Annotated in this window: 20 protein-coding genes; 10 read left to right on the forward strand and 10 right to left on the reverse strand. The window is 38.8% G+C overall.

Annotated elements, in window-relative coordinates:
* Positions 1 to 44 precede the first annotated feature (44 nt).
* Complete coding sequence (gene dapE / locus QQK06_RS18425; protein WP_284246276.1) at positions 45 to 1,217, reverse strand: succinyl-diaminopimelate desuccinylase; 1,173 nt, start codon at positions 1,215 to 1,217, stop codon at positions 45 to 47.
* A gap of 173 nt (positions 1,218 to 1,390) precedes the next feature.
* Here dapE and QQK06_RS18430 point away from each other — a divergent pair, with 173 nt between their 5' ends.
* The 7 genes from QQK06_RS18430 to QQK06_RS18460 all read left to right on the forward strand — a co-directional run bounded on the left by QQK06_RS18430 (position 1,391) and on the right by QQK06_RS18460 (position 12,405).
* Positions 1,391 to 2,479 carry a M14 family zinc carboxypeptidase gene (locus tag QQK06_RS18430; RefSeq protein WP_284246277.1) on the forward strand — a complete coding sequence of 363 codons (1,089 nt, stop codon included), beginning with the start codon at positions 1,391 to 1,393 and terminating at the stop codon, positions 2,477 to 2,479.
* A 2-nt stretch (positions 2,480 to 2,481) separates the two neighbouring features.
* Positions 2,482 to 3,285, forward strand: coding sequence for an alpha/beta fold hydrolase (locus tag QQK06_RS18435; RefSeq protein ID WP_284246278.1), 804 nt, complete (start codon positions 2,482 to 2,484; stop codon positions 3,283 to 3,285).
* 736 nt (positions 3,286 to 4,021) lie between these two features.
* Positions 4,022 to 6,523, forward strand: a complete 2,502-nt coding sequence (locus QQK06_RS18440) for a GGDEF/EAL domain-containing response regulator (protein ID WP_284246280.1) — start codon at positions 4,022 to 4,024, stop codon at positions 6,521 to 6,523.
* Positions 6,524 to 6,757: 234 nt separating this feature from the next.
* Complete coding sequence (locus tag QQK06_RS18445) at positions 6,758 to 8,536, forward strand: thiamine pyrophosphate-binding protein (protein ID WP_284246281.1); 1,779 nt, start codon at positions 6,758 to 6,760, stop codon at positions 8,534 to 8,536.
* Positions 8,537 to 8,604: 68 nt separating this feature from the next.
* Positions 8,605 to 10,716 carry a TonB-dependent receptor plug domain-containing protein gene (locus tag QQK06_RS18450; RefSeq protein WP_284246282.1) on the forward strand — a complete coding sequence of 704 codons (2,112 nt, stop codon included), beginning with the start codon at positions 8,605 to 8,607 and terminating at the stop codon, positions 10,714 to 10,716.
* On the forward strand, positions 10,716 to 11,594 hold the full coding sequence (locus QQK06_RS18455) for a citrate synthase family protein (RefSeq protein WP_284246284.1): 879 nt from the start codon (positions 10,716 to 10,718) through the stop codon (positions 11,592 to 11,594). The genes QQK06_RS18450 and QQK06_RS18455 overlap by 1 nt, the downstream gene beginning before the upstream one ends.
* Positions 11,584 to 12,405, forward strand: coding sequence for a hypothetical protein (locus QQK06_RS18460; protein ID WP_284246285.1), 822 nt, complete (start codon positions 11,584 to 11,586; stop codon positions 12,403 to 12,405). The genes QQK06_RS18455 and QQK06_RS18460 overlap by 11 nt, the downstream gene beginning before the upstream one ends.
* A 6-nt stretch (positions 12,406 to 12,411) precedes the next feature.
* On the opposite strand, the gene QQK06_RS18465 is transcribed toward QQK06_RS18460, so the two are convergent.
* The 3 genes from QQK06_RS18465 to QQK06_RS18475 form a co-directional block, all read right to left on the reverse strand.
* On the reverse strand, positions 12,412 to 13,719 hold the full coding sequence (locus QQK06_RS18465; RefSeq protein WP_284246287.1) for a hypothetical protein: 1,308 nt from the start codon (positions 13,717 to 13,719) through the stop codon (positions 12,412 to 12,414).
* An 83-nt stretch (positions 13,720 to 13,802) separates the two neighbouring features.
* Positions 13,803 to 15,356 carry a sensor histidine kinase gene (locus tag QQK06_RS18470; protein ID WP_284246288.1) on the reverse strand — a complete coding sequence of 518 codons (1,554 nt, stop codon included), beginning with the start codon at positions 15,354 to 15,356 and terminating at the stop codon, positions 13,803 to 13,805.
* A gap of 15 nt (positions 15,357 to 15,371) precedes the next feature.
* Positions 15,372 to 16,268 carry an ABC transporter substrate binding protein gene (locus QQK06_RS18475; protein WP_284246289.1) on the reverse strand — a complete coding sequence of 299 codons (897 nt, stop codon included), beginning with the start codon at positions 16,266 to 16,268 and terminating at the stop codon, positions 15,372 to 15,374.
* Positions 16,269 to 16,676: 408 nt separating this feature from the next.
* On the opposite strand from QQK06_RS18475, the gene icd reads away from it, so the two are divergent.
* Positions 16,677 to 17,930 (forward strand): NADP-dependent isocitrate dehydrogenase, encoded by a 1,254-nt coding sequence (gene icd / locus QQK06_RS18480; RefSeq protein WP_284246290.1) that lies wholly within the window; start codon positions 16,677 to 16,679, stop codon positions 17,928 to 17,930.
* Between the two features lie 68 nt (positions 17,931 to 17,998).
* Here icd and cspD read toward each other — a convergent pair whose 3' ends face one another.
* Positions 17,999 to 18,223: a cold shock domain-containing protein CspD gene (cspD, locus tag QQK06_RS18485; protein ID WP_284246292.1), complete on the reverse strand. Its 225-nt coding sequence runs from the start codon at positions 18,221 to 18,223 to the stop codon at positions 17,999 to 18,001.
* Between the two features lie 211 nt (positions 18,224 to 18,434).
* Between cspD and clpS the strand changes: the two genes are divergently transcribed.
* Positions 18,435 to 18,755, forward strand: coding sequence for an ATP-dependent Clp protease adapter ClpS (gene clpS / locus QQK06_RS18490; protein WP_284246293.1), 321 nt, complete (start codon positions 18,435 to 18,437; stop codon positions 18,753 to 18,755).
* Between the two features lie 29 nt (positions 18,756 to 18,784).
* Positions 18,785 to 21,043, forward strand: a complete 2,259-nt coding sequence (gene clpA / locus QQK06_RS18495; protein WP_284246294.1) for an ATP-dependent Clp protease ATP-binding subunit ClpA — start codon at positions 18,785 to 18,787, stop codon at positions 21,041 to 21,043.
* Positions 21,044 to 21,127: 84 nt separating this feature from the next.
* Here clpA and infA read toward each other — a convergent pair whose 3' ends face one another.
* The 5 genes from infA to ald all read right to left on the reverse strand — a co-directional run bounded on the left by infA (position 21,128) and on the right by ald (position 25,479).
* Positions 21,128 to 21,346 carry a translation initiation factor IF-1 gene (infA, locus tag QQK06_RS18500; protein ID WP_011043571.1) on the reverse strand — a complete coding sequence of 73 codons (219 nt, stop codon included), beginning with the start codon at positions 21,344 to 21,346 and terminating at the stop codon, positions 21,128 to 21,130.
* An 83-nt stretch (positions 21,347 to 21,429) separates the two neighbouring features.
* A complete protein-coding gene (locus QQK06_RS18505) occupies positions 21,430 to 22,131 on the reverse strand; it encodes an arginyltransferase (RefSeq protein WP_284246295.1) in 702 nt (233 codons plus the stop codon).
* A gap of 15 nt (positions 22,132 to 22,146) precedes the next feature.
* Positions 22,147 to 22,851: a leucyl/phenylalanyl-tRNA--protein transferase gene (gene aat, locus QQK06_RS18510; protein ID WP_284246296.1), complete on the reverse strand. Its 705-nt coding sequence runs from the start codon at positions 22,849 to 22,851 to the stop codon at positions 22,147 to 22,149.
* Between the two features lie 3 nt (positions 22,852 to 22,854).
* Positions 22,855 to 23,811, reverse strand: a complete 957-nt coding sequence (gene trxB / locus QQK06_RS18515; RefSeq protein ID WP_284246297.1) for a thioredoxin-disulfide reductase — start codon at positions 23,809 to 23,811, stop codon at positions 22,855 to 22,857.
* A gap of 546 nt (positions 23,812 to 24,357) precedes the next feature.
* Positions 24,358 to 25,479, reverse strand: a complete 1,122-nt coding sequence (gene ald / locus QQK06_RS18520) for an alanine dehydrogenase (RefSeq protein ID WP_284246298.1) — start codon at positions 25,477 to 25,479, stop codon at positions 24,358 to 24,360.
* Positions 25,480 to 25,519 lie beyond the last annotated feature (40 nt).

Consider the following 25,519-nt stretch of genomic DNA (forward strand, 5'->3'; position numbering starts at 1 on the left):
TATGAATTTATGGTATCAGCTTCTTTTTATTTAATGATTATCGACTATTCGGTAAACAGGTCAAATAGCAGGCTGGTATAAATATCTTCCAGTAGCATTAAATCAGATAATTGAATATTTTCATTAACCTGATGGATAGTATTGTTGGGTACACCTATTTCAACTACTTGATTATATGGTTGTTTAAAGAAACGACCGTCTGAAGTGCCACCAGAAGTTGATAACAACGGGAATTTTCCAGTATGACGGAAAATGGCTTGTTCAATACTGTGGATTAAACATTGCTCGTTAACATTTGTGGTTAGGTAGGGCTCACAAGGCCTGTCCCATTCGATGGTATATTGCTTGGTTACTTGTTTAATTAAATCTTCAATAAAGCGGGTCAACATTGACTGTGACCACTTGGCACTATAACGAATATTAAAGCAAATACTGCATTTGTCCGGTACGAGATTATCGGTAAAATTGCCGGAATTAATATGGGTAATTTGCAAACTAGTACCGGGGAAGTCTTTACTGCCTTGCTCCCATTTAATGGTGTTTAGTTTATTGAGTAAAGCATTCATCTTATGTATAGCGTTATCAGCATAATCTGGGTAGGCAACATGGCCTTGTTTACCAAATACGTTGACTTTAAATGACACTGAGCCACGTCGGCCAACTTTGATGGTATCTCCGGTTAGGGCATTAGAAGTGGGCTCGCCTACGATGCAGGCATCAAGTTGAATATTTTGCTCGGTTAAATAGGTTTGGAGCCACTGGCTGCCATATTCTGCTTCACCTTCTTCATCACTGGTAATTAGCCAGACAAACTGCTGAGTTAAAGTTTGATTGGCAGCAATTAATTTTTCGGTAGCCGCCAGCATTGCTGCGACACCGGTTTTCATATCGGCAGCACCACGACCTATTAACCTACCTTGTTTGACAGTTGCTTTAAAGGGTGGTGTTTGCCAAAGTTCACGTTTACCAGGAGGGACAACGTCTGTGTGTCCAGCAAAGGCATAGGTTTTTTTACCTTGCCCTATGCTCGCTACCATGTTTAATACGCCGTTGATATTAAACTGCTGGCAACTAAAACCTATTGCCGTTAATTTTTCTATTATCCAAGCTTGGCAACCTGCGTCATCTGGGGTGATCGATGGTTTGTCGATCAAGGTTTTCGCGTAGTCGATAGATAAATACTGTGCTTGCGGTTTTAGTTTAGGTAATTCAGGCATGATAAGCTCTCGTTTAAGAGTAATTACGCTATTTAATCTTATTGATGTGACAGTTAGATGTCGAAATTTCGACAGCACTAGAGGATAAATATTAAACTTTTAAGACAGCCGATTATCTCGTGAACTTTGGCTTAAACTTATAATAGATATGATAGCTATTTAATAAAAAGCTGATGCCATTAGACAGCCAAGTGGAACCTATGACTTTCGTTAGTCGTTCTTTTAAAGATTACCTTAATGATGAGGTAGAGCGGTTATTGCCTGAATATGCAACAATTGCTCAACTACTGGCGCAAAGTGATGGACTGTTAGTCACTAAAGTTTACGATGTTGTTGACTATACTTCGAAACAGCTTAAGCATAAGTTACCATTAGTAGGATTATCATTTGGCTGTCAGCAGCTTAGAGCGCCAGCGATCACTTTTGTCGGTGGAATTCATGGTATAGAACGTATCGGTAGCCAGGTGATTTTAAGCTATTTGCATACCTTGGTTGAACGGGCAAAGTGGGATAGCAATTTTAAACATTTGTTAACTCAGGTACGTTTTAATTTTCTCCCGGTGATCAACCCTGGCGGTATGGCAAAAGGCACACGCGCTAATGATAATGGCGTCGATCTAATGCGTAACTCCCCTGTAGATGCAAAAGAAAAAGTGCCTTGGTTAGTGGGCGGACAAGAATTTAGTCGGCGTCTCCCCTGGTACCGCGGTAAAAACGGGTTGGAGCGAGAAAATCTATTTTTAGTCAACTTTTTAAAAACAGAATGTTTACCTAGACCATTTAATTTGGTGATCGATTGCCATTCTGGGTTTGGCCTTAATGACAGAATTTGGATCCCATATGCTTACAGAAGACGTCCGCCGAAAAAAGTCGCCAGCTATTTTGCGCTTTACCAATTATGGCAGCAAACCTATCCACATAATAATTATATATTTGAACCGCAATCTAAGCATTACATCACTCATGGTGATTTGTGGGATCATATTGCTAAAGTGGTTAAGTATGAGTTTCAAAAGCCTTTTTTGTCATTGACGCTGGAAATGGGATCATGGAACTGGGTAAAAAAACGCCCTAGGCAATTATTTTCCTATAAGGGGTTGTTTAATCCTGATGTCGAGCACAGATGGAACCGGGTACAACGCCGCCATCTGGTATTATTTGATTTTTTGACTCAGGCAACTATTAGTTATTTAAATTGGTTGCCCAATAAGAAAAACAAAAAATCCCTGCGCCATTCGGCGGTTAATCATTGGTATCGTTAGCTATGGAGTTAAAAAATTGCCACAGGCATTGGTTATTACTGAGAGGCCTAGGAAGAGACAAGCGCCATTGGGGAAAATTTGTTGATCAATTTCAACAAGCACTTCCCTATGATAGCGTTACAGCAATAGATACTTTAGGCAATGGTGAATTTAGCCAGAATAAAAGTCCACTCGCTATTGCTGATTATACCGACCATTGCCGGGAACAAGTGCTAAAAAAAAGGCAAGAGCTGCCACAACAGCTCGATTTAGTCGCCTTATCTTTAGGAGGTATGATAGCGCTTGATTGGGCACAGCGTTATCCGCAGGAGATCGCATCCATCACATTAATCAATACCAGTGTCGCCAATTTAACTCCCTGGTATCAACGTATTAAACTAGTGAGTTTAACAAAGCTCTTGTTAGCGGTGTTGATAAACTCACGTTCTGATATGTTTGAAAAAGTAATATTGCAACAGACGTCAAATCTGGCTTTAGCGCCATCAGTATTAAGTCAGTGGCTGGATTACTATATGCAGTCTCATACATCGAGGAGGAATTTGATCAGGCAATTAATTGCTGCATCACAATTTAGACTGACCGCAAATCTTAATGTTGCACCATTAGTATTAGCGAGTTCTCAAGATAGAATAGTAAATTGTCAGGCAAGCAAAGATATTCAACAGTTTAGTGAGGGGGAAATTTTCCTCCATCCGAGCGCAGGCCATGATTTAACTCTTGATGATGGGGACTGGGTGATAAGGCATATTCAACAGCAAATAGAGAAAAGAGTTGATATTGGCAATAATAAAACCTGCTCGCTATGAGCAAAAACACGATCAATCATTAGTGGGCAAAGAATGTTAACTCTACGTTAGAAAAATCTGTAAAGTCGCTAAATGAAATCACCCAAACGCCAGATTGAGGATGCGCAATAACGAACCTTTCATTATCACCGATATTTTCTGATGAATAGAAATCGCTTAGTTGATTAAACCCAAATAGCAGTATTTGAATTGGTAGATAACGCATTAAGGTGAATGCGAGTAGCCGTTACGTGAGCATTAATAAAGATGAAGAAATTTTCCATTTACCTTATTGATGGCATAGAGCGCTCCATTGAGCTTCGAATATCGAGAATTAGAAAACGCTAGGTGATGAACCTAAAGTGCCAAGTATTTTTAAAACGGTACGTAATGTGAGTTATTTATTGGCTCGATGATCGATGTCTTTCAAATGTATGGCGACTGTTATTATTTAGCCCCGTCACTAGAACTTTAGATAAGCTAACAGGATGCTTTACATAAGAAGTTATCGCTAGTGGTGAAATTTCTAGAGAGGTAAATATACTAGTTTGTCGTTATTTCCTATTGTTGATAGCGTGTCTTGTCGACAAGGATGTTAATATTTAGTTAGCAAAACTAAAATTTACTTTTAAAGCCCGTAGATTTGTTTACATTTATTGTATAGTGTGGAATGGTAAGCTAATTGACGGTACTGAATGTCGATAATAAATATAATGATAAAAGATAATCTTTCAGTGGGTTTGTAGTGAGTAACACGTTGACTATATTATTAATTTTACATGATGACCACATCCGAGAAAATGTTTGTACCTCTTTAGAAACCGCTGGACATGATGTTATTCAAACAGCTAATAGCTTAGATGCTATGAGTGTTTTACGTAACAAAACAGTTGAACTAGTCATTACAGAAGTTGAAATAGGCAAAATAGATGGTTGGCGCTTAGCTCGTTTGATCCGAACCGGCATCCTGGCGTCCAGCGAGTTATTACCTATTTTACTGGTTACTGAAAATTATTGTGAACGGATAGCGGAAACTACCGCGCGAATGTTTGACATTAATCAGGTAATTTCCTATCAAGAATTGGACATGGTAAGCCATGTGGTGTCGCAAGTTATAGCGGAGCAAGACAAGCTTAATACCTTACCTGAACTGTTAGTGATTGAAGACACTGAAGATACTGCTAACCTGGTTAAACGCATGCTTAAGCATAAGTTTAATATTACCATAGCAGAAGACGGCGTTACTGGTATCAAGGCGTTTCGAGAAAACTCGTACGATATTGTGCTTCTTGACATTATGATGCCTGGAATGTCAGGGGATGAAGTCCTCGATGTGCTTATCGAACTAAATCCTAATCAGGTGGTGATTGCTATGACTGCTCATGGCACTATTGATCTGGCTGAGATCATGTTAGAGAAAGGTGCCTCCGATTACATTCAAAAGCCATTTAAAGCAGAGCAACTGCGTAAAGTTTGTGATATTGCTATTAAGCGAGAAGACTTTTTAGTTTCAACAGAACAATTTGCCTCGAAAAGTTTGGCATTGGTAAATGAACAGCAAAAATTTCAATCATTATCGAAAGCCCATTACCGCATTCTTGACAGCTTAAATAGTGTTGTCATTGAAATAAATGCCAAAGGGCGGATCTTATTTCTAAATAGTGCCTGGTACAAAATGACCGGCTTTATGGTTTCTGAAAGTATCGGTAAGTTATTTGTCGACTATGTTCATGGTAGCAGCGCTAAAACTAAGCAATTTGTCAGTGAAGCGATTGCACATTTATTATCAGGAAAATCGACATTCGAGAGTATGGAAGTCAAGTTATCTAAGGATAATGGCGAAAGCTTCTGGTGCGAAATAGTCCTGACTCCATACTTTAATGAACAAGATGAATTAATCGGTATATCAGGCACTTTAGACGATATCACCATGCGTAAAAAGGCCGAAGAAAGGCTTAAACACGTTGCTTTGCACGACACCCTAACCGGCATCCATAACCGCCATTATTTTGATGGTAAACTCAGAGATACGGTTAATGATGTTGCCCGCTCTGGTTCTGTTCATAGTTTGCTTTATATCGATTTAGATCATTTTAAAGTGATCAATGATTCTCAAGGGCATCATCAAGGGGATTTAGTATTAAAAGAAATCGCCCGAATATTGTCGGAGCGTACTCGACAAACAGATATTTTGTGTCGTATCGGTGGTGATGAATTTGCGATGTTGTTGATGGATACAGATGTTGAGGCTGCGGATGTTGTCGCGTCTGGTATTTGTCATACTATTGCCAGCTCTAGCTTTTGCTTTGACGATAAAATTTATAAGGTCAGTTGTAGTATAGGTATCTCGGCAATTGACGGTCATTCCGCCAGTAGTGAATTGTATTTACAACACGCCGATATTGCGATGTTTGCCGCCAAAGAAAAGGGCAGAAATCGCACACATATTTTTAGAGAGTATGACAAAGTCACGGATGAATTAAAACACAGTTTTGAATGGGCACAGAAGCTTCAAAAAGTGTTAGTTGAAGATAGTATTGTGTTGCATTTTCAACCCATTCTGAGCTTGTCTACCAGAGAAATTGTTGGTTATGAAGCGTTAGTTCGTATGCTTGTTGATGATCGCATTGTATTTCCAGATGATTTTATCCCTGCGTTAGAAAAAGTCGAGGATATGCATTTATTAGATCGTCACGTTATAGGTAAAGCGCTTTATTTAATGCATGAGCATCCAGTATTAAAACGCTTAGCGATTAACTTATCAGCTCAGGCATTTAGTGATGATCGCTTATATGACTATATTAAAGAAAAATTTACCCTATATCGTATTGATCCGTCTATGGTGGTATTTGAAATCACTGAAAGTGCCAGTTTGTCTAATATTACTGGAACTCAACGAATGATCAGTCGCTTAAGTGAATTGGGCTGCCATTTTTCAATTGATGATTTTGGCACTGGGTTTAGTACCTTTGCCTATTTAAAGCAAATACCTGCTGGTAGTGTGAAAATTGATGGTTCCTTTGTTAAAGACATGCTTAAAGATCCAATTGATTTAGTGTTAGTTAAAGCGATAAATGAGACGGCACATGCGTTAGAAAAAACGACGGTTGCCGAGTTTGTTGAAGATGGCGAGACCTTGGAAAAACTCGCTGAAATGGGAGTGAATTATGCACAAGGCTATTACATAGGTAAGCCGATGGATATTCAAACTATTTGCCAGCAGTACGATAGGGCACTCAAGTGTGTACAACAAAGTTAGTTATTAATAAATTGCTGCTTGTTATCAAGCGGTATTAAACGAATAATTTATCTATTCAACTAGATGTAAGTACCATACTAAGCAAGCTTAATTGTTTGTAATGTAATGGATAACATAATACGTAAAAGGGATTAAGGTGTGGCTGTGTAAGTTATTGTAATGTAAATACACATTACTTTTCATGAGTGAATAGTTAATTTGTTTTACATTAAAAATAATAACAATAGGGCACCAATGAACATACCAAATGAAGAGTTAATTGCGAGTAAAACACGCGTAGTTGATTATGCAGATCTCATTTTAGAGTACTTACATCAGTTAGGGGTTGAATATGTATTTGGTGTGCCGGGCGGAGCCATTGAACCTTTATACAATGCGCTAGCTCGGTCAGAACGTCGCGGCGGTCCTAAAGCCATTATCGCTCGTCATGAAAGTGCCGCAGCGTTTATGGCGGACGGTTATTATCGAGAAACCGGTAAACTTGGTGTTGTTTGTACGACTACAGGGCCAGGAGCAACGAATTTGGTTACAGGGGTTGCGTCAGCCTACGTTGATAAGAGTCCGTTGTTAGTCATTACCGCACAAACCGCGTTACCTAAATTTGGTAAAAAGCCACTGCAAGATTCCAGTGAAACAGCTATCGATACGGTTGCTATACTTAGAAGTTGTTGTAAGTTTAATTCTCTTATCTCACATCCCGCGCAATTAGAGGCCAAATTGATAACGGCGTTAATGGAGTCAGGACAATCTCCTAGAGGCCCAGTTCATATTAGCGTTCCTTCAGATATATTAAGGGCTCGCTACCCTCATCAGCATCCAAATGTTCATGTTAATTATTTAACACAACGCCCCTCGCTAGCAGATAAACCTGCGGTAGATAAACTGACACAAGAAATAGTTACTTGCGATAAAATTGTGTTTTTCCTTGGCTATGGCTGTGCTCGTGCTTATGAACAAATTGAAAAACTGGCAGAAGCACTCAATGCTCCTTTTGTTTCTGGGCCTATGGGAAAGAGCTGGGTTAATGAACGACATCCGCTTTACCGAGGCGTTTACGGTTATGCTGGACATCAATCAGCGAGGGATTTATTTAAAAATGACGATATTGAACTAGTATTGGCAATTGGTACATCAATCACAGAAATGGGATTAGGAAGTCTTGCTAATGATATTTTAGATAAGATGATCCATATCGATGAAACGGTGGAAAATTTTAGCCGCTCCCCAATGGCAAAGCTCCATGTATTTGGTCACCTCGATGCTATTTTTAATCGTTTGCTTAACAAGGTGAATGCCTATAGCTGGAAACGAACTTGGCAAGGGTTGGAGTTTGAATGTAACTCAAATGCTGTTGGTGGATATATCGACTTGATTGATGATAAGAAGTGTCATTCAAATGATGCTCCTATTAAACCGCAAAAGCTAATGGCCTATTTATCGCGAAAGTTACCTTTGGATACTCGGGTGTTCATCGACACTGGGAATATTTGGGCCTGGGCGACTCATTATCTTAGTCATTCGTCAAATAAAGGTTTCTATCGTTTGTCTATGGATTTTGGCAGTATGGCTTGGGGAATTGGGGCAGCGATTGGATCGGCATTTGGCGCGCCTGATGCTCCTCATGTTTGTATGTCAGGAGATGGAGCCTGGTTAATGAGTTCTCATGAAATTGGTGTTGCTGTACAGCATCAATTACCTGTCTTATTTATCGTTCTCAATGATTCGGCCTATGGTATGATACGATTCGGTCAGCAGTTAAGTCGGGCAGAATCAATAGGTTGGCAACTTAATACTGTTGATTTTGCTATGCTAGCTCAAGCTCAAGGCGCTAATGGTATTGTTATTGAAAGCCCAGAAGAGTTGCATCGTGTTGATTTTGACGAAATCTTTTCAGCTAAAGTGCCAACTTTACTTGATGTCAGAATCGATGCTGAAGAAGTACCACCAATGATGTCACGGGTAAAAAATTTGGCAGATGATGGTGATAATTTACCTAATGGTTATCGTCAATAGCATTGATAATGTAAAAATAGGCGTTATAAATATCGCTGCTTTAAAAAATAGAAGTCGGAAATTATAGAATGAAAATAAAACCATCAGTATTAACATTAGCCGTTTTGTTTGCCATTTCAACGCCATTGGTAGCAGAAGATTATTCTTTTAGTGGTGAAGAAAGGGATGATTACTTTGATGACTTTTACGGCAGTGAGGAAATGGTTGAAATAGCGACAGGGATAAAAACGCAAATCTATAGAGCGCCTGCAATAGCAAGTGTATTTACCGCAGAACAAATAAAAAACATGGGTGCTACTGATATTGATGATGTGCTAGAAACTGTGCCTGGTTTACATATTTCGAGGCTTTCAAATACGTATACACCGATTTATGCGTTTCGAGGCGTGCATAGTAAATATACGCCTCAAGTATTAATGTTAATTAATAATATCCCAATTACCAATTCTTTTCTGGGTAACCGTAACCAAAATTGGGGAGGGATGCCAGTTGAAGCCATTGCTCGAATAGAGGTGATTCGTGGACCTGGTTCAGCTGTGTTTGGTGCCGATGCCTTTTCAGGAGTGATTAATATTATTACGAAAAACGCAGATGATATTAAAAACAATGAGTTATTAGTGCGTGTTGGAAGTCATAAAACCCAAGATGCTTGGTTTGCCTTAGGCGACAGTGATGGGGAGTTTAAATATTCGGCTGTTTTTGAGTACCATGTAACAGACGGATTCGATAAAACAATAGAAGCGGACGCCCAAACACGCTTAGATAAAATTTTTGGCACATCCGCCTCTTTAGCGCCTGGTAAGTTAAGTTTAGGGACAGAAAATATCGATTTTCGTGGAGAAATAAATTATCGCGAATGGACTGTTCGTCTTGGATTACAAGATAGAAATAATTTAGGGTTGGGAGCAGGATTAGCTGCCGCCCTTGATCCCGAAGCGGATAAAGCAAGCCGTCGACGTAATTTTGATATCAATTACAAATCTCAGATTACCGAAGATTGGCAGTTAGATGTTCAAGCGACGTATTTTGATACTAGCCAGGATATTGATCAATACACTATTTATCCTGCGGGTGCTTTTGGTGGTGCTTATCCTAATGGATTTATTGGTAATCCTGAGGTATGGGAACGGCATACACGGTTTAATATTACCGGATTATACAGTGGCTTAAATAACCATATTGTTCGCTTAGGAAGTGGTTATCATAAAGGTGATATGTATAAAACCAAAGAAACCAAAAACTTTGGTCTTGGGCCAGATGGTTTAGCTATTGATCCTACAGGTCCTGTCGTTGATGTTTCTGATACGCCCTATATATTTTTAAGAGAAACTGAACGCTCTAATCGTTATGTTTTTATTCAAGATGTTTGGACTGTAGCCAATGACTGGGAGTTAACAGCAGGGCTCAGACATGATGATTATTCTGATTTTGGAAGCACTACTAACCCTAGGTTGGCACTGGTATGGTCTACTTCATTAAATTTATCAACTAAATTTCTTTATGGTAAAGCGTTTAGAGCACCTTCTTTTGCTGATACGGGCAATATTAATAATCCAGTTGCATTGGGTAACCCAAACTTAAATCCTGAAAAAATGGAAACATTTGAAGTTGCATTTGATTATCACCCTCAATCTGGATTCGGTGCTATTTTAAGTTTTTATGATTATACATGGACAGATATTATTCAATATGCACCAGATGCTGGCCAATCTAGTAATACCGCTCAAAATTTGGGTGAGCAAGAAGGTTATGGTAGTGAGCTCGAGCTTAATTGGCGTATTAACGAGAAATTTAAGTTCTCAGGTAATATTTCATGGTCTAAAGCTACCAATGATTTAACCGATGCGGATGTCGCCTATGTACCGAAAAGACAGGTGTTTATGCAGCTAGATTGGGAAATTAATGATGAAACGCGTGTTAATGTTAAAAGTAATTTTATCAACGGTCGTAGTCGTTCAGTAAACGATACTCGTCAGGCAATAGAAAATTACGTCGTGAGTGATATCAATTTAAGATGGATGCCGCACGACTATCCAATTGAATTCGCTTTATTAGCAAAAAATGTATTTGATGTCGATGCTAGAGAGCCTTCTTTAAATAACGGTGGTACGGCAAATATTCCAAATGATCTACCTCTAGCTGGCCGAACATTTTATGGGGAAGTAAGGTATAAATTTTAATGCTAGGTAAAAAGAAAAACTCAGAACAAAGAACAGACTTTGTTTATGCAGGTAAAACGCAAACTAAAATTTTATTAGAGCAGCCAAGTGAAAGTAACCATTATATCAGCCAGAAAAGTTATCTGTACGGCTATGATGTAGCGCAGCTGATTAGTAAAAAAAGTTTTGCTGAAACTTTATTGTTGCTGTTCACTGGCGAATTGCCTGCAGCGGCTAATGCCCGGTTATTAGAAAGACTAATGATCGCGTTAATTAATCTTGGTCCACGCCATCCGGCAGTAAAAGCTAGTATGACAGCCGGAGTTAGTAAAAGTAATGCAGAGCATTTATTACCTATTGGTTTATCGGTACTTGGCGGGAAGGAAAATGGCGCGCAAGAGGTTGCAGAGGCTATTTCTTTTATTTATGCCAATATAGATAAGTCTCCGCAATTTTTAGCGGACTCCCTATTAAAGGAATCCGCTGAAGAGCTAGCTCAACATTCAGGTGAATTTCATTTAGTCGCCGGATTTGGCAATTATTACGGAAGTATAGATGAACTAACTCAAGCTCATGCTGATGCAGTGTTATCACCAACAGTGGAAGATAAAGACCAACATTGTACTTATATTGATTGGGGGCTGGCATTTGTTGAGCGATTGGAAAGCGCTAACATCGGAATATTAAAAACAGGCCTGGCAGCGATGGTTTTTTGCCATTTAGGTATTGCTGCGCGTGAAGCGGTTGGTTTGTATCAACTATTATGTGCTCCCGGAATCTTTGCTCATGGTGTAGAGCAAACACATAAACCGATTACTGCGATGCCGATGTTATCTGACGAACAACATTTTTATCAGCAACAACAAACGTTAGTGGGTGATAGAGCCAATGACAAATAAAGCAAACACGCAATATTGGGATCAGCGTAATACCCGTATTTTTAGTTCTGTGGGACATTGGCAAGGTGGAGAAGATGTAATCATAGAAGGGCATTCATTGATGAATGATCTAATGATTAATGCTTCGCTAATGCAAGTTAATATTTTAAATGCCACAGGAAAATTAGTTGCCAGAAATGTCGCTGATTGGGTTGAAACTAATTTTATGGGTTTAAGTTACCCTGATAGCCGGATCTGGTGCAATCAAATTTCGGCATATGCTGGTGATACTAAAACTAGTGTGGTAGCTGCTGCCAGTGCCGCAATATTAGGAGCAGATTCAAGAGCTTATGGTGGCGGCCAAACGACCCAATCTAGTATGACGTTTTTGCAAGTTGCCTATGAAGACTATACTCATGGTGCATCGTTTGCACAGATTTTACAAAAAGCACGGATTATTAACGGAAAGCCTATGATCATTGGTTTTGCCCGGCCGATCGATAAAGACGATGAAAGATTGCAGCCATATAAAGATTCGCAATTACGGCTTGGGCTGGAAATGGGTAAATATCTTAAGTTTGCTTTTGAACTCAGCGATTATTTATTCGAACATTTTGGTCTGTCAATTAATAGTGGTGGCTATGCCGCGGCATTTTTGCTGGATCAGGGCTTTACTCCTGAAGAAGGCTATAAAATTAAAGCCTTTGCGGTGATTGGTGGTGCTATTGCCTGTTATCGCGATCTGGAGCATAGTCCAGCTAACTCATTTCTACCGATGAAGTGTCAGGACATCGACTATATTGGCGTCGCTCCCCGAGAGTTACCGCAATAGATATTGCTATTGCGCTTGCTCAATCACTAAAGGTAAAACATCTAGCATAGCATCTAACGGTTTCTCCTCGGTAATTGAAGGTGTTATCGACAGTGTCACTTTATCATCAGGAGTGATGCAGATGATAATACCTTGCTTGTTGACATAAGAGGCAACTACTTCATCTGATGGGTTGACGGTCAGCAGGCCTGATTGTTGTTTAAATGTACAACCCTGAGGCGTGACTTTACCTAGGCTAATTTCATGGGCCGTCCAATTAGTTAGATAAAAGGCATGTGGATCTTCTATTGTATTTAGTCTAGATAAAAATTCTTCTCTGAGGATAAATCGAGAAAAGTCTTGTTGAGTTTGCTTAACATTTTGTACACGTTTTTGTATTAGTTCCGCTAAGCGGCTAACAGTGTTTGTTATAACGTTAGCCGTCACAGAAATTGACACCATATAATTGCCACTTAATAGCTGCCTTTGTTGCTCAGTTGGCAAGCTTACTGCAATCGCAAACGTGACTTTTTCTTGATTATTATTGGCGGTATCTGGGTGTACTTTATGAAAACATTTGGCTAGTAATGCCGAAATAATCGAATTTTTTGTTAATGGTAGCTCGCTATTAGCACGGATACGACTGATGACATTACTTACGTCGTAACTAACAGTTTTAGCTAGTTTTGTTTTTGCGCGATAGCTGGCAAGTTTCTCCTCGTTAATTTCAGGAGCGGGATCATGGATCATTGGGTATTTTTGTATCTCAGATACATTATCGGGATGATTATTAATTCCTTGATTGTTAGTAACCTGCTGAATAAAGTTTATAGCGTTTGGATAAGTGAGTAGTTGAGCTGTATTTAGGACTGTTTTAGCTTGTTTTGAATCATTGCTAAGGTATGCGTTATATAATTGTATGATAAGTTTAAAGAGGTAATTAGCACTTTGCGCATCAAGATAACAGTGATCTGTGAGAGTGATAAGCATAAATTCTTGGCAATTATTTTTTTGCAAGATTATTAATCCAAATGCAGCATATTGATCTTCAGTCCGAAGTAAGCTGTAACCATTCTTGGAAATATTAGTAAGCGCTGTTGTAAAACAATCCGTATTAATGGTTTGAAAAAATTGTTGTGACTTAAGGGTGCTTTCCCAGCTAAACTGATTTTGTGATAGATAGTTAGGCCGTTTAGTTAATTTTTCTACTGAATTAATTGTTCTGTTATAGCTTTGTTTTAACTGATCTACATTAATTTCACCATTAAAAAGGTAGCCTTGAGTAAAAACCATATCTATACGGTTAAGTAATGCTTCAAATTTAAGTTCAGACATCTTAGAATTTACTATTCTTTTATTATCCGTCAGTATAAAGGACAATAAGTAAATAAACAGCTTGTTTTAGCAAGTGTTGATGGTTAACTGGATATTGGTAAGGTAATGGTAAATACTGCCCCTTGACCTAATGTACTGCTGACGGTAAGTTGCCCCTGCATTAATTCAACAAAACGTTTAGAGATCGAAAGTCCTAATCCTGTTCCGCTAAATTTACGAGCTTGACCTGAATCCACCTGCCTAAATTCATCAAAAATATATTCTTGCTGCTCGGGTGACAATCCTATTCCTGTGTCAGCTACATCGAAATAAATATGCTGTTTATCACAGTGAATATTAAGTGAAACCTTGCCTTTATTAGTGAACTTACAGGCATTACTGAGTAAATTTAATAGCACCTGCTCGAGCTTTTCTTTATCTAAAATGATTTTATTTAGCTGGCAGCTATTGGTTATTTCAAATTGATTATTATTCTTTTGTGCTAGTGGTTTTATTGTTTCTTGGATAGTGGCTTGTAATTCAGAAATTAAAATTTCTGTAGCAGATATTTCAAGTTTACCCGCTTCAATTTTGGCTAAATCAAGCAGGCTATTGATCATAAATAGTAACCGCTGAGAGTTATTAGCAATTTTATCCATATCCTCGATTAACTCAAAGTCACCGTTTAGCTCCAGTTCTTCAGTGACCAGCTCACCATAACCTATGATTGACTGGATTGGCGTGCGTAATTCATGGCTCATATTCGCCATAAATTCTGATTTATGTTGGCTGGCAATTAATGCGGTATCTCTTGCTTCTTCCAGTTCTTTGGTACGAATTTTAACCTCGTGTTCTAATTGATCACGGTGTGATATTAGTTCACTTTCCTGCTGCTCTAACACCTTCATCATACTGTTATAGTAGCCGGCCATTTTTCTGATCTCTTTCGCTCCGGTGACATTGGCATAAAGATGATCTTTGCTTGCTTTTGCTTGGCGCATTGTTTGTGCGAGTTGTTCTAATGGCGCAAATAGTTTTGCTAAGGCAAAATTTAATATGGTGACTAATACTAATACAGAAATAACAGCAATACTGGTAATGATTATCGCAACACGTTGTTGAGATTGGCTTAAGCTAGCTTTACTGTAGATAACTTCGGCATAACCTATGATCTGCTGTGGCTCAGTTAATTTTGACTCTAATTCAAATTCACTTTCATCATTATTTGATACGCCAGTTGTTAATATTACGGGAGTTTTGATCAGCCAAAAGTCTGCAGTTTCCTTCAATATTTGAGTGTCAGTTACCTGGATTTCGAGTGTATCCAGCGCGTGAGGATACTCACCTTCTGAAATAAAGATATCCTGATTTTCATACCTCAGCCGAGTTGCTAATACGGATTGAAAACCTTGCACTTGTTGAATAGCCTCTTTAGCATTTTGATTCGCACCTGATAATAGGGCAAATACTGCTTGTTTGGCTAACCCATCGGTTATTTGAAAAGCATTTTTTAGCATTAACTGTCTTGATTGCTGGTTGACGCCAGCGGCAGTTAAAATACTGATAATTAACGTCATCACTGAGATGCTGGTGATTAAAAATATAATCGCTTGGTGACGTATACTTTGATTGGAGTTAAAAATACGATGCAGTTTCATAAATTTATTAACTCATTATTTTGGGAAGGTGATTGCAAAATCAGCCCGCTTAGTTGCACTGTAGTTGTAACCTAAGTGAGCTGCTGTTCTAAGGTTAACAGCAAGTTTTACCCCTTTAAGGGGGCTTACGGTTGATTGATTAGGAGAATGACTTAACGTGTTAAGTAAACGAACCAGTTGCCCGCCAAGAAACTCATTGTTAGGGATAGCTGAAAACAGTGCACCACGTTTAGCGTGGGAAGGTTTAGCAGAAAATACCGGCATTTTGTTTTCCCATGCTTTTTCTAAAATTACCGGTACGATGATTTTTTCATTGGCTGTAATCGGGTCTATAGGTAGCCAAATAGCCGTATTTTTGAGTTCTCCTTGCTCAAAAAGTTTATTGTACGCGGTAACTGCGGTACGAAGATCGTCAACTTTTTGCGCATTAACTGTTAATCCTCGAGAATGTGCTTCTTGCTGGGCAATATCTATGATCCAAGTTGATGCGGCAGTGTAAAAGACATTAATTGTTGTGACTTGTGGTGCCAGTTCTTTTAACGCATCAAATAGCAAGTCAGGGGCTGTCATTAAACTGACCCCGGAAATATCACTTGGTCTTATTGGTAGGGCACCTACAACTACTTGCTTTTCTTGATAAATTTTTCTAGCAACACGTAAGCCTCGTTTTCCTAGTGCTATCACTTTTTGGGTAGTTATTTGCTGTGCTATTTGAGCAACATCGAACTGATTAGGCAGCTTTAAATGAATTATGTCATCGCCAAACTCATTACTAACTCCTTGAATGATTTGTTCGAAAATCGCATCATAAGGGGCTTTCACTTCCGGATAGACAACCGTGAGCTGTTCACTATAGGCTTTATTGAAAAAACAGAGGAAGATAAAGACTATCAGTAGAGTAGTATTGCGCATCCAATTCACTATATTTTACATCTCGTTATTATTCTTTATGTCCCCGTAAGGCGTGTGATTACTCGTGAGTATTTATCGATATCTAACAAGCTTCAACACACCCTCAACATAGTACCTATTTTCTATAACTTAGTCGATTAATAAATAGGGGAAAATTCCTACTTACTATGAGTTCTATTAAATCAGGTTATTGATATTCTTTGAAATAATTGTCAACTATATGCGTTTTGTTTCCGTTTTGTATCTAAAATAAATATCACCCCTAATGGTTTAATTATTCATCATGTTTATGTTCGGTATCATGTTAACTGTATTAGTTAAATACTGGCGGATCATTTAGCTTAAGCAGTAGGCACGTACATTATAAATGTGCCTTAAAGTAACGCATCTGATATGAGGATATTAAAAATGTTCGATCACATAACGATTCCAGAAAATGGTGAAGCCATTTCTTATCAAAATGGCCACTTAGTAGTTCCTAATAATCCTATCATTCCTTTTATTGAAGGAGATGGAATTGGAATTGATGTTACACCGGCCATGCTTAAAGTCGTTAATGCCGCAGTGGAGAAAGCATATGGCGGTGATCGTTATATTGCCTGGATGGAAGTCTTTGCCGGGGAAAAATCTACACAAGTCTATGATAGCGAAACCTGGTTGCCTGAAGAAACATTAGCTGCATTTAAACAATATAAAGTAGGTATTAAAGGACCGTTAACAACGCCGGTTGGCGGGGGCATGCGTTCATTAAACGTTGCTTTACGTCAGTTGCTCGATCTATATGTTTGTCAACGTCCTATTCAATGGTTTACCGGTGTACCTAGCCCAATAAAGAAACCAGGTGAAGTCAATATGGTGATCTTTAGAGAAAATTCTGAAGATGTCTATGCCGGTATTGAGTTTGAAGCAGGAACCGAGGCTGCAAATAAGCTATTAAGGTTTTTACAAGATGAACTACAAGTTAATAATATTCGTTTTACTCAAGATTGTGGGTTAGGTGTTAAACCCGTATCTAAGCAAGGAACTCAGCGGCTGGTGCGTAAGGCTATTCAGTATGCCATTGATAATGATCGTTCATCGGTTACCATTGTGCATAAGGGAAATATTATGAAGTACACCGAAGGCGCTTTTAAAAACTGGGCTTATGAGTTAGCTAAACAGGAATTCGGTGCTCAGACTGTTAATGGCGGACTGTGGTGTCAGTTAACTAATCCAAAAACCGGTAAAGAAATTATCATAAAGGATGTTATTGCAGATTCAATGTTACAACAAACGCTTTTGCGTCCAGCTGAATATAGCGTGATTGCTACTTTAAATCTAAACGGTGATTATTTATCTGATGCGGTGTCAGCTCAGGTTGGCGGCATAGGAATAGCACCCGGAGCCAATATTGGAGAACAAATCGCGATTTTTGAGGCAACTCATGGTACTGCGCCCAAATATGCTGGATTAAATAAAGTTAACCCTAGTTCGGTGATATTATCGGCAGAGATGATGTTACGACATATTGGTTGGTTTGAAGCTGCAGACTTATTGCTGTCTGGAGTCTCAGGTGCGATTAATGCAAAAACGGTTACTTATGATTTTGCTCGTTTAATGGAAGGCTCTACGCTTGTTAGTTGTTCCCAGTTTGCCGATTGTATTATTGAGCACATGCATTGATTGTGTGATAGTTACACAAATAAAAAAGCACAGCGTAAATGCTGTGCTTTTTATATAAAGAGAAAAAGTTAATCCTTTGAGTCTTCCACATCATTTGGTGTAATACTTGCCGCATGATGCCCTTTAGGACCCGCATTAAGCTCGTAATTTACATCCTGACCAGCTTTCAATGTACGGTAACCTTCCATTTGAATAGTTGAGTAGTGTGCGAATATATCTTCACCACCATCATCAGGACGAATAAAACCAAACCCTTTAGCGTTGTTAAACCATTTAACTGTACCGTGAGCCATACTTCAACTTCCTTCTAAAATCATCGGTAATTAGTTATGCTTCCCCAAAAGCAATATGAACTGAAATAGTGACTAAAAAACCATCACTGTCTAAATCGTAGATAATAAATTGAAATAGTCAAGTGAAATTCACAACTATTTAACAGTATTTTTAACTTAATTTAGCTAAAATGATGCAGCAAAATTTGCTGTGACAGACTAATATAAAATTATGAGTAAGTGGAAAGAAATGTTCGAGGATAATGAAGTACTCGAAGAGGAAAAATTAGAGCAATATCAAAAGCCGCCAATGTATAATGTTATTTTACTCAATGACGATTATACGCCAATGGATTTTGTTGTAGAGGTATTGCGTAAGTTTTTTAATATGAATGAAGAGAAAGCGACTGATATTATGCTAGACATTCATTATAAAGGCAAAGGACGGTGTGGCACATATACTGCAGAAGTTGCAGAGACCAAAGTTAGTCAAGTATGTAGTTACGCGCTAGAAAATCAGCATCCATTGAAGTGCACAATGGAAAAAGCGTAATGTTACTAGGTTTTTAATTGGAGTAGCCTATGTTAAACAAAGATTTAGAAATTTCCCTAAATATGGCCTTCCGTCAGGCGAAAGAATCACGTCATGAATTTATGACGGTAGAACATCTGCTATTGGCATTACTCGATAATCCATCTTCTATAGATGCATTAACTGCTTGTGGCGCTGACATGAAAAAGCTACGGAAAGAGTTGATGGATTTTATCGGAGAAACGACTCCGGTTATTCCAGCAGGGGAAGAAGAGCGCGAGACGCAGCCGACATTAGGCTTTCAACGAGTATTGCAACGTGCAGTGTTTCATGTGCAATCTTCAGGTAAAAGTGAAGTGAACGGTTCTAACGTATTAGTAGCAATATTTAGTGAACAAGAATCACAAGCTGCTTATTTTCTTAAGAAATCGGATATAAGTCGCTTAGATATCGTTAACTATATCTCTCACGGTATTGCAAAAGTAGAACATAATGACAGTCAGCATAGCGCGGATGAAACTGTCACTCAGGTGGAAGAAGAACCGAGAACAATTGAAAACTTTGCCACTAACCTTAATGACGAAGCGAGAAACGGCAATATCGATCCGCTTATTGGCCGTAGTGACGAATTAGAACGCACCTTACAGGTATTGGGCCGACGCAGAAAAAATAACCCATTATTTGTTGGTGAAGCTGGAGTCGGTAAAACCGCTATTGCGGAAGGCTTGGCAAATCTAATTGTTTCAAATGAAGTGCCTGAGTTTTTAACTGACACTACGATTTATTCCTTAGATATGGGAGCATTGCTTGCCGGCACTAAATATCGTGGCGATTTTGAAAAGCGCTTTAAAGCCTTATTAAAAGAGCTGGAGCAAGAAGGTAACGCGATACTTTTTGTTGATGAAATACACACGATTATCGGAGCTGGTGCTGCTTCTGGCGGCATGATGGATGCCTCGAATCTGATCAAACCATTGTTATCATCAGGTAAATTGAAATGCTTAGGTTCCACCACGTATCAGGAATATCAGAGTATTTTTGAAAAAGATCGGGCTTTAGCGCGTCGTTTTCAAAAAATTGATATTGCCGAACCGAGTGTCGATGATACTACTAAGATTTTACTTGGTTTGAAAGATAAGTATGAAGCACATCACGGTATTCGTTATACCAATAAAGCGTTAAAAGCCGCGGCTAAGTTATCAGCAAAATACATTAATGAACGTTTTTTACCGGATAAAGCTATTGATGTGATTGATGAAGCAGGCGCTAAGCAAAAATTAGTCACCGCATCTAAGCGTAAGAAGGTGATCAATGACAATGATATTGAAAGTATTGTTGCTAAAATTGCTCGTATTCCTGAAAAGTCGGTCTCGTCTTCAGAAAGAGACAGCTTACAAACCTTAGATCGTAATTTGAAGCTGGTAGTCTTTGGTCAAGATCAAGCAATTGAAGAGCTGAGCTCAGTAATACGCCTATCACGTGCTGGGTTAGGTAATGAAGAAAAGCCTGTCGGTTCTTTCTTATTTGCTGGGCCTACCGGGGTCGGTAAAACTGAAGTAACACAACAGCTGGCGAAAATTCTTGGTGTTGAATTGTTACGCTATGATATGTCGGAATACATGGAGAAACATGCCGTCAGTCGTTTGATTGGTGCACCTCCTGGTTATGTTGGTTATGAGCAAGGCGGATTATTAACTGATGCCGTGCTTAAACATCCACATGCTGTAGTGTTATTAGATGAAATTGAAAAAGCACACCAAGACGTTTATAACATTTTATTGCAAGTAATGGATCACGGTACATTAACTGATAATAACGGTCGCAAGGCTGATTTTAGAAATGTCACCTTAGTATTAACAACTAACGCTGGGGTACAGGAAACCACGCGCCAATCCATAGGCTTTAAACAACAGGATAATAGCCTTAATGCAATGGATGAAATTAACAAGGTATTTTCACCAGAGTTTCGAAATCGCCTAGATAACATTGTTTGGTTTAACCATTTATCAGATGAAGTGATCCAACAAGTAGTAGATAAGTTTATTGTTGAACTGCAAGCGCAGCTTGACGAGAAAGGGGTATCATTAGAGTTATCGGAAGAGGCGAAGCAATGGTTAGCTGATCATGGTTATGATAAAGCGATGGGAGCAAGACCTATGGCGCGGATCATTCAGGAACATTTGAAAAAACCATTAGCTAATGAATTATTATTCGGCGATTTAACTCAAGGAGGGGTGGCTAAAGTTGCAGTTGAAAACGATAAACTTATTTTAAGCTATGAATCTAAAAAGGAATTGGTTGAGCATTAACAAATGCAGTATATAGCGTAAGATATAATAAATGTTCAGATATAAAAAAGCCCTCAAATAGAGGGCTTTTTCGTTAATCTGTATTTATCTAGCACGGAAAATAATGCGACCTTTTGATAAATCATAAGGTGTAAGTTCTACCGTTACCTTATCACCAGTTAAAATACGAATGTAATTTTTGCGCATTTTTCCTGAAATATGAGCGGTTACAACGTGTCCATTTTCTAATTCAACACGGAACATAGTGTTTGGTAAGGTATCTAACACCGTACCTTGCATTTCAATATTTTCTTCTTTCGCCATTGGGCGTTAAACCTCTAATTTGTGCATTAATAAAAAGCTGGGCGAATAATGCCCAAATGAACGGCTAAAGTAAAGCTATAGTGTTATTTATTTACCGTTAACCACGTATTTTTTGTCAAAATTTGATGAGGATAGTACTTATTTTTGTAATTCATTTTTTGACAACCTTCAATATGATAGCCAAGGTAAAGAAACTCTTTGCCCATATTTTTGGCAATTTCAATTTGTGTTAATATTGAGTAAACACCGAGACCATGCGAGCGATAGTCAGGATGATAAAAAGTGTAAACAGCAGACAAGGCATTTTCTAAAATATCGGTAACGGCAACACTGATTAATTGTTCACGATGCCAGGTTTCAATAAAAATTTGCTCAATCAGGTGGCATTCAATAAAACTTTGGTATTGTTGATAATTGGGTGGATACATTGTGCCGTCAGCGTGTACTTTGCTGATATACTCTTCATACAGGGGGTAGTAATTTTCCTGCATTTGATTATTTATCTTTTGACTAAAAGCACTATTTTTTTTAACTATACGTTTTTGGCTTTTCGATGGAGTAAATTGTTGCGCCAGTATCCTTAATGATTGGCAAGCATGGCAGTTAATACAATGAGGGCGATAGATTTGATCGCCACTACGACGAAAGCCCTGAGACATTAACCAGGCATAAGGCTTTGCGCTTTGCAGTTGCTTGTCAATGGCAATCAATAATCTTTCTTGCTGCTCAGGTAAGTAATTACATGGAAAAGTTTGACTAATGGCCAATTGATAACTTTTATTCATAACTCAATTATAGCATTAGAAAATTGTTCTAGGTTGCCAGGTAGCTGCGGGTAACTGCATTAACATTGCCTGTTGCCGGTATTGGTCAAACGTTGCTCTAGAAACTTCTATGCATCCCATTGAAGTTAAAAATGGGTTAGTAATTTGGCAGTCGATGATTTTTACGCCCTGCTGTTTTAATACATTAACTAATCCAACTAAAGCAAATTTAGATGCGTTGTCCTTCAGGTAAAACATAGATTCACCTGAAAAGAAGCCATTTATTGCAACGCCATATAAACCTCCAACTAAGTTTTGTTGGTGCCAGACTTCAATAGAGTGAGCGTAACCTAACTGATGTAAGTGTTTATAGGCGGCCAACATTGTCGAGTTAATCCAGGTGCCTTCACGACGAAATGGTGCATCAGCGCAGTAGTCAATGACCTGTTCAAATGCTTGATTGATGGTAACAGAAAATAGTTTTTTGTTCAGTAGCTTTTTTAGTGAGCGATTGATATATAACTGCTCGACAGGAATAACCGCCCGAGAGGAGGGACTCCACCAAAGAATTGGCTCATCTTCATTAAACCAGGGAAAAATTCCTTGAGAATATGCAGCAACTAAGCGCTTGGCAGATAAGTCTCCACCGATAGCCAATAACCCGTTAGGGTCAGATAATGCGCTATCTGGTGGAGGAAATGCAAGACTTTCCGGTTCTAACCAGTGGAGAGTCTCGGCCATCAATTAGCCGTTATTATTGGCATCTAAATAGCGCTCGGCATCTAATGCTGCCATACATCCTGCACCAGCAGATGTAATAGCTTGACGATAGATATGATCTGCGACGTCACCTGCAGCGAAAACACCTTCTACACTGGTTTGTGTAGCATTACCATTAGTGCCACTTTCAATGGTTAAATAGCCATCTTTCATCTCTAACTGATCTTTAAAAATATCGGTATTAGGCTTATGACCGATAGCGATAAAGCAGCCTGCAACATCAAGCGTTTCGGTAGCATCGGATTTAGTATCTTTTAAACGAATACTGGTGACCCCCATATCATCGCCTAATACTTCATCTAAGGTGCGGTCTAAATGCAGGGTAATATTACCATTGTTAACTTTATCCATTAATCGGTCAGTGAGAATTTTCTCTGAACGGAAAGAGTCTCTGCGATGTACCAGATGCACTTCTGATGCGATATTGGCTAAATATAAGGCTTCTTCAACCGCGGTATTGCCACCACCAACTACCGCAACTTTTTGGTTGCGATAGAAAAAACCATCACAAGTAGCACAAGCTGAAATACCTTTACCCATAAAAGCTTGTTCAGAAGGTAAACCTAAGTATTGTGCTGAGGCACCAGTACAAATAATTAATGCATCACAAGTATATTCACTGCTGCCGGTTAATTTAAACGGACGGCTAGATAAGTCGACGGACTCAATGTGATCGAAAATAATTTCGGTATCAAATTTTTCTGCATGCTTTTGCATGCGTTCCATTAATGCCGGGCCCGTTAGATCATCTGCATCTCCCGGCCAATTTTCGACTTCAGTGGTAGTAGTTAACTGCCCACCCTGTTGCATACCTGTGATCATTACAGGTTTTAAGTTTGCTCGGGCAGCATAAACAGCCGCAGTATAACCAGCAGGGCCTGAGCCCAAAATGAGTAACGGGCAATGTCTTGCTTCGCTCATGAATTACTCCAAATATTGAAATGCGTTAATTATTATACCAAGTGAATTAAATATTTGATCATTCAGCGAGAATTAAAAAGTTTAGAGGCAAGGCTTTGATTGCAGCTAATGGTTATTCTCGGTAACTGCTCCAGCGTTACCCTAAGATATTACATCCATGTAATAACCTTAGCAAAATCAGTAACGCAGTATATAAGCCTCTTAAACTCGCCCTTTGGGAGCTTGTCAGGAAAGTGATAACTTTACAAATTGCTTTGATGGAGAATAACTACACCGGCATCAATTTGCTTTGTTCTAACTCCCCTGACACAGTTCTGAATAGATTAAATATTTATTTCAATGGGTATTAACTTACTTGATTGGGATTTTAAGTAAAGATCTCAAGTGGGTAAAATAACTTTTGCAGAAAAATTTTTAGTAAAACTAATAAAACGCAAGATTAATTGTACGGTGATGCAAAAACGATCAGTTAATATAGAAAATGTTCGGAAATAAAAAAAGCCGCTATATTTATAGCGGCTCTATAGCTGTACTAGTTAGTATCGCTTAAAGTTTAGTAACGGCATCTTGCGCTGGTACATAGTCATAACCTAATACTTCAGCAACTGGCTGATAAGTAATTTGGCCCGCTAGTACGTTTAAACCATTCATTAAATGTTCATCATCTAACATTGCTTGCTTTGCCCCTTTATTCGCCAAGGTGACTGCAAATGGTAATGTTGCATTGGTTAAAGCAATAGTTGATGTACGAGCAACACCACCTGGCATATTAGCTACACAATAATGTACAACGTCATCAACAACATAAGTTGGTTCTTGATGAGTCGTTGCTTTAGACGTTGCGAAACAACCACCTTGGTCGATAGCAACATCAACAACTACAGCGCCTTTTTTCATTGATTTTATGTGCTCTTTAGTCACTAATTTAGGTGCTGCTGCACCAGGAATTAATACCGCACCAATCACTAAATCTGCTTCAACAATTAAATGATCCATTGCGTCTGCTGTTGAATAAACAGTTTTTAAACGGCCATCAAATTCTGTGTCCAATTGACGTAGACGAGGTAAAGAACGGTCTAAAATTGTGACATCAGCGCCCATTCCAACAGCCATACGTGCTGCTTGGGTGCCAACTACGCCACCACCAACAATTAAAACTTTAGCTGGTGCTACACCTGGTACGCCACCTAATAATGCACCTAAACCGCCTTGGGCTTTTTCTAAAGCGTGAGCGCCGGCTTGAATCGACATACGACCAGCAACTTCTGACATTGGTGCTAATAATGGTAAACCACCAGCAGCGGCTGTTACCGTTTCATAAGCGATACAAGTTGCACCAGAGGCAACAAGTAATTCTGTTTGTTGTGGATCCGGGGCTAAATGCAGGTAAGTGAATAATACTTGCCCCGGACGTAACATTTTACATTCAACAGGTTGTGGCTCTTTTACCTTAATGATCATCTCGGCTGTGGCAAATATTTCCGCAGCGCTATCAATAATTTTTGCACCAGCTGCAATATATTGTTCATTATCAAAACCGATAGCGGCACCACCGTTGTTTTCGACAATAACCTCATGACCGTTAACAACTAACTCTTTGACACCAGCAGGTGTTAAGCCGATACGGTATTCATGATTTTTAATTTCTTTAGGTACACCAATAATCATATTTATAATCTCTATTAAATGAGTGTTGTAATATTAACGA

The sequence above is a fragment of the Thalassotalea insulae genome (assembly GCF_030161395.1).
GTDB classification, from domain to species: Bacteria; Pseudomonadota; Gammaproteobacteria; order Enterobacterales; family Alteromonadaceae; genus Thalassotalea_E; species Thalassotalea_E insulae.